Genomic DNA, 14,726 nt, shown 5'->3' with positions numbered 1-14,726 from the left:
ATACCCACCGTGAAAATTGGTACACCCAAAGAGCGCGCAGCCGGCGAGGCGCGCGTTGCGCTGACACCGGACAGTGCGCTTCAGATACATAAACTTGGCCACGAGTGCTACCTGGAAACGGGGGCCGGTGCGCAAGCAGGCTTTTCCGACGAGGCCTATCGCGAAGCCGGCGTTACTCTTGTCGAAAGCGCTGAAGCGCTATGGCAGCTCGTCGACATTGTCACCAAGGTCCGCGAACCCAGCGCGGATGAGGCGGGCTATCTGCGCAAGGGCCAGACGCTGATCTCGTTTTTCTGGCCGGCTCAGAACAAGGACATGCTGGCGCGCTGCAAAGCGGCCGAAGCAAGCGTGGTGGCCATGGACATGGTGCCGCGCATTTCGCGAGCGCAGAAAATGGACGCTCTATCGTCCACGGCCAATATCGTCGGCTACCGCGCGGTCATCGAGGCCGGCCATCAGTTCGGCCGCTTTTTTGCCGGTCAGGTGACCGCTGCCGGCAAGATACCGCCGGCCAGGGTGCTGGTTGTCGGCGCCGGGGTCGCCGGTCTGGCGGCCATCGGTACCGCCACCAGCCTGGGCGCGGTGGTGCGTGCCTTTGACGTGCGCCCCGAAGTGGCCGAGCAGATCGAATCCATGGGCGCTGAATTTCTCTTTCTCGATTTCGACGACGGCAAGGACGGCTCGGAGAGCGGCGGCTATGCCGAACCTTCAAGCCTCGAGTTTCGCGAAAAGCAGCTTGAGCTGTTTCGCGAGCAGGCCCCCGACGTGGATATCGTCATTACCACGGCGCTGATTCCCGGCAAACCGGCTCCCAAGCTTTGGCTTGAAGACATGGTGGCGGCGATGAAGCCGGGCTCGGTAGTGGTTGACCTCGCCGCCGAACGCGGCGGCAACTGCGACCTTACCGTGCCCGACCAGCGAATCGTCAGCGATAACGGCGTGATCGTCACCGGCTTCACCGATTTTCCGTCGCGTATGGCCACCCAGGCCTCGCTGCTCTACGCCAACAACGTCCGCCACATGCTCACCGACCTGACGCCTGAAAAGGACGGCAAGGTGGTGCACGACATGGAAGACGATGTCATCCGCGGCGCGACGGTGACCCACCAGGGTGAAATCACCTTCCCCCCGCCGCCGCCGAAAGTGAAGGCAATCGCCGCGGCCAAGGCTAAGCCCAAGGAGCCCGAGCCCACCCGCGAAGAGCAGAAAGCCGCCGAACTTGCCGCCTTCAAAGCTCAGAGCAAACGCCAGGTAACGCTGCTGGCGGCGGGCGGCGCCGTGATGCTGCTGCTCGGCCAGGTGGCGCCGGCGTCGTTCATGCAGCACTTCATCGTTTTCGCGCTGGCCTGCTTCATCGGCTTTCAGGTGATCTGGAACGTCAGCCACGCGCTGCATACGCCGCTGATGGCGGTAACCAACGCCATCAGCGGCATTATCGTGCTGGGGGCCGTACTGCAGATAGGGTCGGGCAGCGGGCTGGTGGCACTGCTGGCCGGCATTTCGGTACTGATCGCGACCATTAACATCGTGGGGGGCTTTCTGGTGACTCGCCGGATGCTCGCCATGTTCCAGAAATCCTGAGCGGCGGAGAGACAAGATGCTGAGTCAAGAATTCGTATCTGCCGCATCAATCGCGGCAAGCGTGTTGTTCATTCTCTCCCTGGGCGGGCTGAGTAACCAGGAAAAAGCCAAGCGGGCGGTATGGTACGGCATCACTGGTATGGCCATCGCGGTAGGCTTCACAGCCTTTGCCTCGGGCATTGGCGGCTACGGCTGGATGATTCCGATGATCGTCATCGGCGCGGTGATCGGCGTGTATGTGGCCAAAAGGGTCGGCATGACCGAAATGCCGCAGATGGTCGCAGCGCTGCACAGCTTCGTCGGCCTGGCGGCCGTATTTGTCGGCATTAATGCCGACCTGGAACGCCGTCGAGTGCTAGCCTCCCAGCTGGCCGGCAGTGCCGAGGAGAACTTTTCGGCCTTCGCCGCGCTGGTAGCCACCAAAACGCCCGCCGAGCTGACCTTTCTGCAGATAGAGGTGGTGCTGGGCGTGTTCATCGGCGCGGTCACCTTCACCGGCTCGGTAATCGCCTTCGGCAAGCTGGCCGGCAAGATCGACGGCAAACCCCGGCAGCTGCCGGGCGGGCACATGCTCAACGCGGGGGCGGCCGTTCTGGCGCTGCTGCTGGCAATTTTCTACGTCAACGGCGCCGGCATCTGGACCGTGCTGGCGCTGGCGCTGCTGGCACTGTTTATCGGCTACCACCTGATCATGGGAATCGGCGGTGCCGACATGCCGGTGGTGGTGTCGATGCTCAACAGCTACTCCGGCTGGGCGGCCGCGGCGATCGGCTTTACCCTGTCCAACGACCTGCTGATCGTGACCGGTGCGCTGGTGGGGTCATCCGGCGCCATCCTCTCCTACATCATGTGCAAGGCGATGAACCGTAACTTTGTCAGTGTGATTCTGGGTGGCTTCGGCGGTCGCCAAGGCCCGGCCGCCGACATCGAGGGCGAGCAGGTGGCCATCGACGCCGACGGCGTGGCCAGTGCGCTCAACGACGCGGAAAACGTGATCATCGTGCCGGGCTACGGCATGGCGGTCGCCCAGGCGCAGAGTTCGGTCAGCGAGCTGGTGCGCAAGCTGCGCGCCGCCGGTAAAGAGGTACGCTTCGGCATCCATCCGGTGGCAGGACGCCTGCCCGGCCACATGAACGTGCTGCTGGCCGAAGCCAAGGTGCCCTACGATATCGTGCTGGAAATGGACGAGATCAACGATGACTTCGCCTCGACCGACGTGGTGATCGTCATAGGCTCCAACGATATCGTCAACCCGGCTGCCGAAGAAGATCCCAACAGCCCCATCGCCGGCATGCCGGTTCTCAAGGTCTGGGAGGCCAGGCAGGTGTTCGTCAGCAAGCGTGGCCAGGGCACCGGCTATTCGGGCATCGACAATCCGCTGTTTTTCAAGGACAACACGCGAATGTTCTACGGCGATGCCAAGGGCAGCGTGGATTCGCTGCTGCCGCTGATCGACTAGCACGCTCCGCTAACCGCTTGGGCCCGGGCCGGACAGCGGTTCGGGCTTTTTCCGCCGTCGTGAGCCACGCGACGTTCGCAGCCAGCGAACCGACCGGTTTCAGCGAAACATCTCAGCAAGCGCTTTGCCGGGCTCTGCCTGGCGCATGAAAGCCTCGCCCACCAGAAAGCCGTTCACGCGATGCTCGCGCATTTTCGCCACGTCTTCCCGGGTGTGAATGCCGGATTCGGTGATCACCGTGACACCTTCGGGCACTTTTTCCAGCAGGTCGAGGGTGGTATCAAGCGTCGTCTCGAAGGTGTGCAGGTTGCGGTTGTTGATGCCGACAAGTTCAAGATCAAGCTTCAAGGCGCGCTCAAGCTCTTCGGCGCTGTGGACTTCCACCAGCACGTCCATGCCCAGCTGGTGGGCTTTCTGATTGAGATCGGCCAGCCGCTCGTCGTCAAGGGCGGCGACGATCAGCAAAATGCAGTCCGCGCCGAGGGCCCGGGCCTCGGTAACCTGATAGCCGTGGGTGATGAAATCCTTGCGGATCACCGGCAGGTCGCAGGCGTCCCGGGCGGCAATAAGAAAATCCTCGTGGCCCTGAAAAAAATCCGCGTCGGTGAGTACCGAAAGGCACGCCGCGCCGCCCTCGGCGTAGCTTTGGGCGATGTCTGCCGGGGCGAAGTCTTCGCGGATCACGCCCCTGGACGGCGAGGCCTTTTTAATCTCGGCGATCACCGCGGCGTCCCCCGCCGCGATGCGAGCGTTGAGCGCGCGGATAAAGCCGCGCGGGGCGCTCTGCTTGCCCGCCAGCGCCAGCAGGTCGGCCTCCGGCACGGCCTGGCGGCGTTCGGCCACTTCTTCGTCCTTGCGCGCCAGAATGCGGGTTAACACGGTGGGCGTGGCCTGATCGGTCATGGTGCGTCTCACTGAGATTGGGATTTGAACTGGGTGGTAAAGCGCGAAAGCTCGGCCATTTTTTCCAGCGGCAGGCCGTCTTCCTGAGCGTTGCGCGCCAGGCGCACGCCTTCCTGCAGGGTATCGGCCACGCCGGCGCAGTAAAGCGCGGCACCGGCGTTAAGCGAGACAATCCCCGCCGGCGCGCCTTCACCGCGCAGGGCCATTTTCACCAGCCGCAGGCTGTCTTCCACGCCGTCAGCTTTGAGTGCGGCCAGGCTCTGTCGCTCCACGCCGAGCGCTTCGGGGGTAATGCGGTACTGGGTAATTTCGCCGTCTTTCAGCTCGGCGACAAGCGTGGGGGCGGCAAGCGAAATTTCGTCCAGCCCGTCGTCAGAGTGCACCACCATTACGTGGCGGCTGCCGAGCTTTTTCAGCACCTCGGCCAGAAGCACCACCAGCGACGGGTCGTATACGCCCAAAAGCTGGTTGGGCGCGCCGGCCGGGTTGGTCAGCGGGCCGAGAATGTTGAACAGCGTGCGCACGCCCATTTCCCGGCGCGGGCTCACGGCGTGGCGCATGGCCGGATGATGGTTGGGGGCAAACATGAAGCCCACGCCGACCTCGTCGATACAGCGCGCCACCTGTTCCGGGTTCAGGTTGAGAAAAATCCCCGCCACGTCAAACAGATCCGCGCTGCCGGAAGACGACGAAACGCTGCGCCCGCCGTGCTTGGCCACGTTGGCCCCGGCCGCGGCGGCGACAAAGCTTGAGGCGGTGGAGACGTTGAACAGATCCGCCCCGTCGCCGCCGGTGCCGACGATATCCACCACGTCAGCGCCCGCGTTCGGGGTCACGCGGTTCATCAGCTCGCGCATGACCTGGGCGGCGGCGCTGATTTCCGTGGCGGTCTCGCCTTTCATGGCCAGCCCCATCAACAGCGCCCCTACCTGGGCGTCGCTGGCGACCCCCAGCATGATCTGGCGCATCAGCGCGTGCATCTGGTCAAATGTCAGGTCGTCACGGCGCATCAGCGCATTGATTGCGTCTCGCATCTGCATGAAAACGTGGGCCTCGTGCTGGTGATGCGCCGGTTCAAGCGCGTTGCAAAAAGTTCGCCAAAAGCGCGTGGCCCTGGCGGGTCAGAATCGACTCGGGATGAAACTGTACGCCTTCCACGTCAAGCGCGCGATGGCGCAGCCCCATAACCAGCCCGGGCGTTACGTCGTCGGCGGGCGTCCAGGCGGTGACTTCCAAACAGTCGGGCAGGCTTTCGCGTTCAACCGTCAGCGAGTGGTAGCGGGTCACTTCCAGCGGGTTGTCCAATCCGGCAAATACGCCCTGGCCGCCGTGGTCGATCATCGATGTCTTGCCGTGCATCACCTGCGGGGCGCGCACCACCCGGCCACCGTACGCCTGGCCGATGGCCTGATGGCCCAGGCACACGCCCAGAATCGGCAGCTTGCCGGCAAAATGGCGGATCGCATCCAGCGAAATCCCCGCCTCGGTGGGCGTGCACGGCCCCGGGGAAATCACCAGATGACTGGGTGTTTGAGCCTCGATACCGGCAAGATCAATGTCATCATTGCGCCAGGTCAACACCTCCGCCCCCAGCTCGCCCAAATACTGGACGATGTTATAGGTGAAGCTGTCGTAGTTATCGATCATTGCGATCTTTGCCGCTTTGGCCATCAGAAAAATCCTGCTGTTGAGATGCGCGGGCATTGAGTGCGCGGGCATGTCGCGATGTGTGCTGCCCGTTGGCTATGCCTGGGCGCCTTGCCGAGTGTAACGCAACCGGCCACTCGGGTGCACAGTGCGTGCGACAAGCGCTACGCCTGCCTTTACAGTGCGCCTTTACAGGCCAGCGGCTGATGATTGCCCGGTTTTGCCCGCCGGGAAGGCCCAATCGCCCAGCGCCGGCATCGCACGGCTTTCACATTGATCGGCGAACAATCTTTTTTAGCCTCTCTTGAACTTTTTTTAGCCTCCCTTGAACTACCGGCCGTTTTGATGCTTAGCTGGGGGCCTTAAAGACTTGCCGCGCCGCGTCGCATCGTTTAGCACCCGTCAGGCTGAGTACCTACCGCCACAAAGCTCGGGCCGCTAGACAGCGCCTTCCGGGAAACCATGACGGGGATGCCTTATGCCGCTTGATAATGCCAACGCGCTGATCGCCGAGTACTGGGCCACCGGGCTTTTTGTGCTGGCCGTTTTGCTGCTGTGTACCTTCATGATCGGGGCATCCGCGCTGCTGGGCGGGCGCAGCCGGGGGCGCAGCAAACCCATCCCTTTCGAAGGCGGCATCATCGGCGCGGGAAGCGCCCGCCAGCGATTTTCCATCCAGTTTTATCTGGTCGCGATGCTGTTTGTGATCTTCGATATTGAAGCCGTTTTCCTGTTTGCCTGGGCCATTTCCGTGCGTGAAGCCGGCTGGCCCGGCTTTCTGGGAGCGGCCACCTTCATTTTTATTCTGCTGGCCGGGCTGGTCTACGACTACCGCTCCGGTGCGCTGAACTGGGCCCCGGGCGGAAGCGAACGGATGCACCGGGGCAGCGCCCGGCGCGGCTGAGCGGCGGGCGCTGACGGCTAGCTCAGCGTCTCAATCGAGCACCCAGAGATTTCAGGCGGGAGGCATGACATGGCATACACCCTGACCCGGGCCAACGACGCAATAGCGCAGCAAAACGACCGCTATCCGCTGGGCGAGCGCCAGCGCGTTGACGACCCGATGAAGCAGCAGGTACACCGCAGTGTCTTCACCGGCAAGCTCGAAGACGTGCTGAACTCGGCGGTGAACTGGGGCCGCAAGAATTCGCTGTGGCCGTACAACTTTGGTCTTTCCTGCTGCTATGTGGAGATGACCACGGCGTTTACCGCGCCCCACGACATCGCCCGTTTTGGCGCCGAGGTGATCCGCGCCTCCCCGCGCCAGGCCGATTTCATGGTCGTTGCCGGCACCTGCTTTGTAAAAATGGCCCCGGTCATCCAGCAGCTCTACGACCAGATGCTCGAACCCAAGTGGGTGATTTCCATGGGCTCCTGCGCCAACTCCGGCGGCATGTACGACATCTATTCGGTGGTGCAGGGGGTGGATAAATTTTTGCCCGTAGACGTGTACGTGCCCGGCTGCCCGCCCCGCCCGGAAGCCTTTTTGCAAGGGCTGCAGCTTTTGCAGGATTCCATTCAGGAAGAGCGCCGCCCGCTTTCCTGGGTCGTCGGCGACCAGGGCGTCTACCGCGCTGAAATGCCCTCCCAGCGGGAAAAGCACCGCGACCGGCGCATTCAGGCCACCGAGCTGCGCACCCCGGACAGCATTTAGCCAAGGGAGAGCCGAGACCACCATGAGCACCGATTCCTCCGCCGCCATCGTCCACACGCTACGCGAGCGCTTCGGCCCGCAGATTCACTGCGAGCAGCCCACGCTGACCGGCATGCCGGTCATCTGGGTGCGCCGCGAGGCCATCACTGAGGTGCTCAAAGCGCTGCGCAGCATGCCCCAGCCGTTTGAGATGCTCTACGACCTCACCGCCGTGGACGAGCGCATGCGCAGCCACCGAGACGGGCTGCCCGCGGCCGACTTTACCGTGGTCTACCAGCTGCTTTCGGTTTCCGGCAACCGCGATATTGTGCTCAAGGTGGGCCTTGGCGAAGACGACCTTTCCCTGCCTACGGTGATTTCGGTATATCCCAACGCCGACTGGTACGAACGCGAAGTGTGGGACATGTTCGGCATCCGCTTTGCCGGCCACCCCAACCTCAAGCGCATCCTCATGCCGCCGACCTGGCACGGCCATCCGCTGCGCAAGGACCATCACGCCCGGGCCACCGAGTTTGACCCCTACACGCTGACCGTGGAAGGCCAGGACAAAGAGCAGAGCGCGCTGCAGTTCGTGCCCGAAGACTGGGGCATGCAGCGCGAGCGTGACGGCGCCGAGTTCATGTTTTTGAACCTCGGCCCCAACCACCCCTCCGCCCACGGCGCGTTTCGCGTGGTGCTGCAGCTCGACGGCGAAGAAGTCATCGACTGCGTGCCGGACATCGGCTATCACCACCGCGGCGCGGAGAAAATGGCCGAGCGCCAGTCCTGGCACAGCTTTATCCCCTATACCGACCGCATCGACTATACCGGCGGGGTGATGAACAACCTGCCCTACGTGCTGGCGGTGGAAAAGCTCGCCGGCATTCAGGTCACCGAGCGCGCCGCCACGGTGCGGGTGATGATGGCGGAGCTTTTTCGCATCTCCAGCCACCTGTTGTTTCTGGGCACTTACCTGCAGGATCTGGGCGCGATGTCGCCGGTGTTTTTCACCTTCACCGACCGCCAGAAGGCCTACCACGTTATCGAGGCGATTACCGGCTTTCGCATGCACCCGGCGTGGTTTCGCATCGGCGGGCTGATGCAGGACCTGCCCAAAGGCTGGGACCGGCTGATGCAGGACTTCGTCAACTGGATGCCGGCGCGGTTGAAAGAATACGAGCGCACCATGATGGAAAACGCCATGGTGCGCGATCGCACCCGCCATGTAGCCGCCTTTGATGCGCAAAACGCCTTCGACTGGGGCGTCACCGGCCCCAACCTGCGCGCCACCGGCTGCGATTTTGACCTGCGCAAAAAACGCCCCTACTCCGGCTATGAAAACTTCGAGTTCGAAGTCCCCCTGGGCCATAACGGCGACGCCTTCGACCGCGGCCAGCTGCGTATCGACGAAATGCGCCAGAGCCTGCGCATTATCCAGCAGTGCATCGACCACATGCCCGCCGGCGACTTCAAGGCCGATCACCCCTTGACCACGCCGCCGCCCCGGGAGCGTATGCTCGAACACATCGAAACGCTGATCACCCATTTTCTGCAGGTGTCCTGGGGGCCGGTGCTGCCCGCCAACGAATCCTTGCAAATGGTCGAGGCCACCAAAGGCATCAACAGCTACTACCTGACCAGCGACGGCAGCACCATGAGCTACCGCACGCGCATTCGCACGCCGAGCTTTCCGCACCTGCAGCAGATTCCCGCCCTGATGCGCGGCGGCTTTGTGCCGGATTTGATTGCGCATCTGGGCAGCATTGATTTCGTTATGGCCGACGTGGACCGCTAACCCGGGAGTGTGAGCAATGTCTGACCGCTTTTACGATGTCGCCGGCACCACAGCCCCCATTGCCACCGACGGCGACGGCTTTACGCTCGGCGACGACGACCGCCGGGCGATACTGGCCGAACGCGCACACTACGAGCAGCCCCAGGCGGCGTGCATCGAGGCGCTGAAAATCATCCAGAAACGCCACGGCTGGGTGCCCGACGGCGCCATCGCCGCCGTTGCCGAAACGCTCGGCGTCGGCGTCGGCGAGGTAGAGGGCGTGGCGACGTTTTATAACCTGATTTTCCGCCAGCCCGTAGGCCGCCACGTCATACTCGTCTGCGACAGCAGCGCGTGCTTTTTAACCGGCTATGACGAGCTAAGCGAAGCGCTGCGCCAGCGGCTGGGCATCGGCTTTGGCGAAACCACCAAGGACAACCGCTTCACCCTGCTGCCCACCTGCTGTTTGGGCGCCTGCGATCGCGGCCCGGCGATGATGATCAATGACGACACCTTTGGCCCGATTGCGCCGGATGATCTGCCCGAGCTTCTGGAGGCGTACCCATGAACGCAATACCGCCCAATTCCCGGCTGCGCTATAAAAGCCAGCTGCGCCAGTCGGCCGATGAGCGCCGCGAGCATACGCACCCGCTGACCTGGCGGCTCAACGACGACGGCTCGCGCATCGGGCTTGACGAATACCGCCGGAAAAACGGCTACGTCGGCGCACAAAAAGCGCTGGCCACAGACCCCGCCGACGTCATCGAGGCGATGAAAACCGCCAACGTGCGCGGGCGCGGCGGCGGCGGCTTCTCCGCCGGCGTTAAGTGGAGCCTGACTCAGGTCGGCGATCATCTGCCCCGGGGCTACATGGTCGCAAACGCCGACGAAATGGAGCCCGGCACCTTCAAGGATCGCCTGCTCATGGAGCAGCAGCCGCACCTGCTGCTGGAAGGCATGATCATCGCCGGCCACGCCAACCGCTCGAAGTACGGCTATATCTTTTTGCGCGGCGAGTACGTCGACGCCGCCCGCTCGCTTGCCCTGGCCATCGAGGAAGCCCGCGATGCCGGGCTTTTGGGCGATAACGTCGCCGGCAGCGGATTTGACTTCGACATTGCCCTGCACACCGGCGCCGGGCGCTATATCTGCGGCGAAGAAACCGCGCTGATCAATTCGCTGGAAGGCAAGCGCGCCAACCCCCGGGCCAAGCCGCCGTTTCCCGGCCAGTCCGGCGCCTGGGGCAAGCCCACCGTGGTCAACAACGTCGAAACCCTGTGCAACGCCCCGGCGATGATGCAGCACGGCGCCGACTGGTATCAGGAACTTTCCGGCGGGCTCAGCGACGACGGCGGCACCAAGCTCTACGGCGTCTCCGGGCTGGTCAACAAGCCCGGCCTGTGGGAGCTGCCCATCGGCACCACAGGCTTTGACATCCTAGAACGCGCCGGCGGCATGCGCGAAGGCCACACGCTGAAAACCTGGCTGCCCGGCGGCGCCAGCACCGGCTTTCTGCTCCCCGAGCATCTGGAGCTGCCGCTGGATTTTGACACCGTCGGCCAGTACGGCAGCCGGCTGGGCACCGGGCTTTTAACCGTGGTCAGCCAGCGCCAGAGCCTGGTGGCGCTGCTGCGCAACCTGGAGCAGTTCTTCGCTCGGGAATCCTGCGGCTGGTGTACGCCCTGCCGGGACGGCCTGCCCTGGGCGGCCAAGATACTGCAGGCGCTGGAACACGGCGAAGGCCGCCCCGGCGATATCGAGCTTTTGCAGGAGCACGCCACCCACATCGGCCCGGGCCTTACGTTTTGCGCCCACGCCCCGGGGGCGGCCATGCCGCTGGAGTCGGCGATTCGCCATTTCCGTGCCGATTTCGAGGCAGGCATTGCAACCCACGGCAGCGCTGCCGCCACCCCGGATCAGGAGGTAAGCTGATGGCAACCATTCACGTGGACGGCAACGCCTACGAGGTAGACGGAAGCGATAACCTGCTGCACGCCTGCCTGTCGCTGGGGCTGGATATTCCGTATTTCTGCTGGCATCCGGCCATGGGCAGCGTCGGCGCCTGCCGCCAGTGTGCGGTCAAACAGTACAAGGACGAAAACGACACCCAGGGCAAGATCGTCATGTCGTGCATGACGCCGGCCGCCGACAACAGCTGGATCGCCATCGACGACGAAGATGCCCGTGACTTCCGCGCCCGGGTAGTGGAATGGCTGATGACCTACCACCCCCACGACTGCCCGGTGTGCGCAGAAGGCGGCCACTGCCACCTGCAGGACATGACGGTGATGACCGGCCACAGCCAGCGCCGCTATCGCTTTGCCAAGCGCACCCACCGCAACCAGTATCTGGGGCCGTTTATCGCCCACGAGATGAACCGCTGCATCAACTGCTATCGCTGCGTGCGCTTTTACAACGACTACGCCGGCGGCACCGATCTGGGCGTGTTCGGCATGCACAACAACCTCTACTTCGGCCGCCACGAAGAAGGCACGCTGGAAAGCCCCTTTGCCGGCAACCTCACCGAGGTCTGCCCCACCGGCGTATTCACCGATAAAACCCACACCCGCCACTACACCCGCAAGTGGGACCTGCAGTACGCCCCCAGCGTCTGCCACCAGTGCGCGGTAGGCTGCAACACAAGCCCCGGCGAGCGCTACGGCAGCGTGCGGCGCATCGAAAACCGCTATAACGGCGAGCTCAACGGCTTTTTCCTCTGCGACCGCGGCCGCTTCGGCTACGACTACGTCAACCGCGACGACCGCCCGCGCCGGCCGGAGTGGCGCAGCGAGCAGCGCGATAGCGCCACCCGCATCACCGAGCTCGACGTGGACCCCGCCCTTGATCGCGGCGCCGACCTGCTGCGCCGGGCGGACCGCGTGATCGGCATTGGCTCGCCCCGGGCCAGCCTCGAGAGCAACCATCAGCTAAAAACGCTGGTGGGCGAGGACAACTTCTCCACCGGCATTGCCGCCGCCGAGCAGGCCTGCCTTGCGCGCATGGCCGAAGTCGACGCCGAGGGCATGCTTACCACCCCGACGCCGCGTGAGGTAGAGCGTCACGACGCCGTGCTGGTGCTGGGTGAAGACCTGATGCACAGTGCGGCAAGGCTTGCGCTCAGCGTGCGCCAGGCGGTGCTGGGCATCCGCGAGGCGCTGGCCGAGGAGCGCGGCATTCCCCAGTGGAACGCCGAGGCGGTGAAAACCCTGGCTCAGGACAGCCGCCACCCGCTCTACATCGCCTACCCCGCGGCCACCGAGCTTGACGCTATCAGCGCCGCCTCGCTGCGGCTGGCGCCCGACGACATCGCCCGGCTGGGCTACGCCATCGCTCACGAGCTGGATGCCGAGGCCCCGGCGGTCGCGGATCTCGATGAGGCCACGCAAACACAGGCGCGTGAAATCGCCCAGGCCCTGCTCGCCGCCGAGCGCCCGCTGGTCCTCAGCGGCGGCTCGCTTGAATCCACCGCGATTATCGACGCCGCCGAAAGCATCGCTCGGGCGCTGGGGCGCAAAGAAGTCAACCGCCGGGAAAAGCGCGGCGGGCTGATGCTTGTGCGCCGCGAAGCCAACAGCGCCGGGCTTGCCCTGATGGGCGGCCAGCCCCTGGAGCGCGCTCTGGAACGCGTCTCGCTTGGCCACGCCGACGCGCTGATCGTGCTGGAAAACGACCTCTTTGAGCGCCTGCCCGATGCCGCGGTCAGCGATGCGCTGAGCCGGGCAGAAGGCATTATCGTCATTGATCACCAGCGAACGCCCACCTGGCAGCGCGCCCATCTGGGGCTGCCGGCGGCAAGCTTTGTTGAGGCCGACGGCACCGTGGTCAACCTCGAAGGCCGCGCCCAGCGCTTTTATCAGGTGTACGACCCGCGCCATCTGCGCCCGGAATCCCGCCTTCACGCCGGCTGGCGCTGGCTGGACGCGCTGCGCGCAAGCCTTGGCCGCAGCGCCGGCGAGCCGCTGACCTTTGCCCGCGCCGTAGCCGACTGCGCCCGGGCCCACCCGGCGCTGGCCGGCATGGAAGACGCCGGCGGCCACGCCGAGCTGCCCGGCGCGCTCAAGCTGGCCCGCTCGCCGCACCGCTACAGCGGGCGCACCTCCATGCGCGCTGACATCGCGGTCAGCGAGCCGCGCATGCCCCAAGACCCGGACACGCCGTTCGAGTTTTCCATGGAGGGCTACAGCGGCTTTGACCGCCCGCGCCGGCAGGTGCCCTTCGCCTGGGCACCGGGGTGGAACTCGCCCCAGGCGTGGAACAAGTTCACCGACAGCGTGGGCGGCCACCTGGCCGGCGGCGACCCGGGCGTTCGCGTGGCCGGCGCGGCGGGTAGCGCCCAGCGCGGCTATCCCGCCGCCGAGGCCATCCCGGCCGCCTTTACCCCCCGCGAAGGCCGCTTTCAGCTGTGGGTGCTGCCGCGGCTGTTCGGCGGCGAGGCCACGTCGTCCCGCGCCGAGGCGATCGCGGAGCGCACGCCGGCACCGAGCCTGCGCCTGAGCGCAGCCGACGCCCGAGCGCTTGACGCCCAGAGCGGCGACACGCTGACCCTGATCGTGGGGGAAACGCGCCTGTCGCTTGCGCTGCACGTCGAAGCTGAGCTGCCCGACGGGCTGGTGACGCTGCCTGCCGGCGTGCTGCCCGGCGCGCCCAACGGTGAATGGGTCACTCTAGCCAACCCCGCAGGCAAGGAGGAGCGCTGATGGACTGGGCAATGCTGGATTCTCTACGCCCGGCGTGGCTGAACCCGACGCTGCTGGCAAGCGTTATCGCCATGCTCGAAGCGGTGGCGATTCTGCTGGTCGCCGTGCTGGTCAGCGCGGTGATGACCGTGGTGGAGCGGCGGATGCTGGGCCTGTGGCAGGACCGCTACGGGCCCAACCGCGTGGGGCCGTTCGGCTCGCTGCAGCTGATCGCCGATATGCTCAAGATCTTTTTCAAGGAAGACTGGATTCCGCCCTTTGCCGACCGCACGATTTTTGTGCTGGCCCCGGGCATTGCCATGGCCTCGCTATTGCTGTCGTTTGTGATTATTCCCATCACGCCGACCCTTGGCGTGGCGGACTGGAATATCGGTCTTTTGTTTTTCCTCGCCATGGGCGGCATCAACGTCTACTCGGTGCTGCTGGGCGGCTGGTCCAGCGCCAACAAATATGCGCTGATCGGCTCCATGCGCTCCTCGGCCCAGACGATCTCGTATGAAGTGTTCATGGGCCTTTCGCTGATGGGGGTTGTAGCCACGGCCGGCTCGTTTAACCTGCGCGAGATCGTGGCCGCCCAGGCAGGCCTGTGGTTTGTTATTCCGCAGTTTCTGGGCTTTTGCACTTTTCTCATCGCCGGCTTTGCGGTCACCCACCGCCACCCGTTCGACCAGCCCGAAGCCGAGCAGGAGCTGGCCGACGGCTATCACATCGAGTATTCCAGCATGAAATTCGGCATGTTTTTCATCGGCGAATACGTGGGTATGCTGCTGATTTCAGCGCTGACCGTGACGCTGTTTTTCGGCGGCTGGCACGGGCCGTGGCTTCCCCCCATTGTTTGGTTTGCGTTAAAAACCGGCGTGTTTTTGCTGCTGTTCATTCTGGCCCGGGCCGCCCTGCCCCGGCCCCGCTACGACCGCGTGATGACCTTTGGCTGGATCGTCTGCCTGCCGCTTACGCTGCTCAACCTGCTGGTGACCGGCGCGATTATTCTGCTCGCAACCCCGGCATAGGCCGCAGGCAGGCGTGCCGCGA

The 14,726-nt window shown here is 64.5% G+C and carries 12 protein-coding genes; 9 read left to right on the top strand and 3 right to left on the bottom strand.

Going from position 1 to position 14,726, the window contains the following annotated elements; genetic code table 11:
- The first annotated feature begins 9 nt into the window (after positions 1–9).
- Positions 10–1,581, top strand: a complete 1,572-nt coding sequence (locus ABD654_RS05350) for a Re/Si-specific NAD(P)(+) transhydrogenase subunit alpha (protein WP_344702999.1) — start codon at positions 10–12, stop codon at positions 1,579–1,581.
- A gap of 16 nt (positions 1,582–1,597) precedes the next feature.
- Entirely contained in the window at positions 1,598–3,040 is a 1,443-nt protein-coding gene (locus ABD654_RS05345) for an NAD(P)(+) transhydrogenase (Re/Si-specific) subunit beta (RefSeq protein ID WP_344702997.1), read from the top strand.
- Positions 3,041–3,139: 99 nt separating this feature from the next.
- On the opposite strand, the gene trpC is transcribed toward ABD654_RS05345, so the two are convergent.
- From trpC to ABD654_RS05330, 3 genes are read right to left on the bottom strand one after another with little or no spacing between them, the layout of a single operon-like run.
- Positions 3,140–3,943: an indole-3-glycerol phosphate synthase TrpC gene (gene trpC / locus ABD654_RS05340; protein ID WP_344702995.1), complete on the bottom strand. Its 804-nt coding sequence runs from the start codon at positions 3,941–3,943 to the stop codon at positions 3,140–3,142.
- A gap of 8 nt (positions 3,944–3,951) precedes the next feature.
- Positions 3,952–4,983 (bottom strand): anthranilate phosphoribosyltransferase, encoded by a 1,032-nt coding sequence (gene trpD, locus ABD654_RS05335; protein WP_344702993.1) that lies wholly within the window; start codon positions 4,981–4,983, stop codon positions 3,952–3,954.
- Positions 4,984–5,017: 34 nt separating this feature from the next.
- Positions 5,018–5,614 (bottom strand): anthranilate synthase component II, encoded by a 597-nt coding sequence (locus tag ABD654_RS05330; protein ID WP_344702991.1) that lies wholly within the window; start codon positions 5,612–5,614, stop codon positions 5,018–5,020.
- Positions 5,615–6,068: 454 nt separating this feature from the next.
- Between ABD654_RS05330 and ndhC the strand changes: the two genes are divergently transcribed.
- The 7 genes from ndhC (at position 6,069) to nuoH (ending at position 14,704) form a co-directional block, all read left to right on the top strand.
- A complete protein-coding gene (gene ndhC / locus ABD654_RS05325; RefSeq protein WP_344702989.1) occupies positions 6,069–6,494 on the top strand; it encodes an NADH-quinone oxidoreductase subunit A in 426 nt (141 codons plus the stop codon).
- Positions 6,495–6,563: 69 nt separating this feature from the next.
- Complete coding sequence (locus ABD654_RS05320) at positions 6,564–7,244, top strand: NADH-quinone oxidoreductase subunit B (protein WP_344702987.1); 681 nt, start codon at positions 6,564–6,566, stop codon at positions 7,242–7,244.
- 22 nt (positions 7,245–7,266) lie between these two features.
- Positions 7,267–9,018 (top strand): NADH-quinone oxidoreductase subunit C/D, encoded by a 1,752-nt coding sequence (nuoC, locus tag ABD654_RS05315; protein ID WP_344702985.1) that lies wholly within the window; start codon positions 7,267–7,269, stop codon positions 9,016–9,018.
- A 16-nt stretch (positions 9,019–9,034) separates the two neighbouring features.
- Positions 9,035–9,565, top strand: a complete 531-nt coding sequence (gene nuoE, locus ABD654_RS05310; RefSeq protein WP_344702983.1) for an NADH-quinone oxidoreductase subunit NuoE — start codon at positions 9,035–9,037, stop codon at positions 9,563–9,565.
- A complete protein-coding gene (locus ABD654_RS05305; RefSeq protein WP_344702981.1) occupies positions 9,562–10,929 on the top strand; it encodes an NADH-ubiquinone oxidoreductase-F iron-sulfur binding region domain-containing protein in 1,368 nt (455 codons plus the stop codon). Before nuoE ends, ABD654_RS05305 begins: the two co-directional genes overlap by 4 nt.
- Complete coding sequence (gene nuoG / locus ABD654_RS05300; protein WP_344702979.1) at positions 10,929–13,694, top strand: NADH-quinone oxidoreductase subunit NuoG; 2,766 nt, start codon at positions 10,929–10,931, stop codon at positions 13,692–13,694. Before ABD654_RS05305 ends, nuoG begins: the two co-directional genes overlap by 1 nt.
- The gene (gene nuoH / locus ABD654_RS05295; protein ID WP_425552723.1) at positions 13,694–14,704 is read left to right on the top strand and encodes an NADH-quinone oxidoreductase subunit NuoH; all 1,011 of its coding nucleotides are present in this window, start codon (positions 13,694–13,696) and stop codon (positions 14,702–14,704) included. The genes nuoG and nuoH overlap by 1 nt, the downstream gene beginning before the upstream one ends.
- Positions 14,705–14,726 lie beyond the last annotated feature (22 nt).

The organism is Halomonas cibimaris (assembly GCF_039537045.1).
GTDB classification, from domain to species: Bacteria; Pseudomonadota; Gammaproteobacteria; order Pseudomonadales; family Halomonadaceae; genus Vreelandella; species Vreelandella cibimaris.
This window is presented reverse-complemented; position numbering and strand designations above follow the sequence as displayed.

Coding starts and splice junctions, on each gene's coding strand:
- ABD654_RS05330 (WP_344702991.1), bottom strand. CDS start 5,614: ATGGCCAAAGCGGCAAAGATCGCAATGATCGATAACTACGACAGCTTC.
- nuoC (WP_344702985.1), top strand. CDS start 7,267: ATGAGCACCGATTCCTCCGCCGCCATCGTCCACACGCTACGCGAGCGC.
- trpC (WP_344702995.1), bottom strand. CDS start 3,943: ATGACCGATCAGGCCACGCCCACCGTGTTAACCCGCATTCTGGCGCGC.
- nuoE (WP_344702983.1), top strand. CDS start 9,035: ATGTCTGACCGCTTTTACGATGTCGCCGGCACCACAGCCCCCATTGCC.
- ABD654_RS05305 (WP_344702981.1), top strand. CDS start 9,562: ATGAACGCAATACCGCCCAATTCCCGGCTGCGCTATAAAAGCCAGCTG.
- ABD654_RS05345 (WP_344702997.1), top strand. CDS start 1,598: ATGCTGAGTCAAGAATTCGTATCTGCCGCATCAATCGCGGCAAGCGTG.
- nuoG (WP_344702979.1), top strand. CDS start 10,929: ATGGCAACCATTCACGTGGACGGCAACGCCTACGAGGTAGACGGAAGC.
- ABD654_RS05320 (WP_344702987.1), top strand. CDS start 6,564: ATGGCATACACCCTGACCCGGGCCAACGACGCAATAGCGCAGCAAAAC.
- nuoH (WP_425552723.1), top strand. CDS start 13,694: ATGGACTGGGCAATGCTGGATTCTCTACGCCCGGCGTGGCTGAACCCG.
- trpD (WP_344702993.1), bottom strand. CDS start 4,983: ATGCAGATGCGAGACGCAATCAATGCGCTGATGCGCCGTGACGACCTG.
- ndhC (WP_344702989.1), top strand. CDS start 6,069: ATGCCGCTTGATAATGCCAACGCGCTGATCGCCGAGTACTGGGCCACC.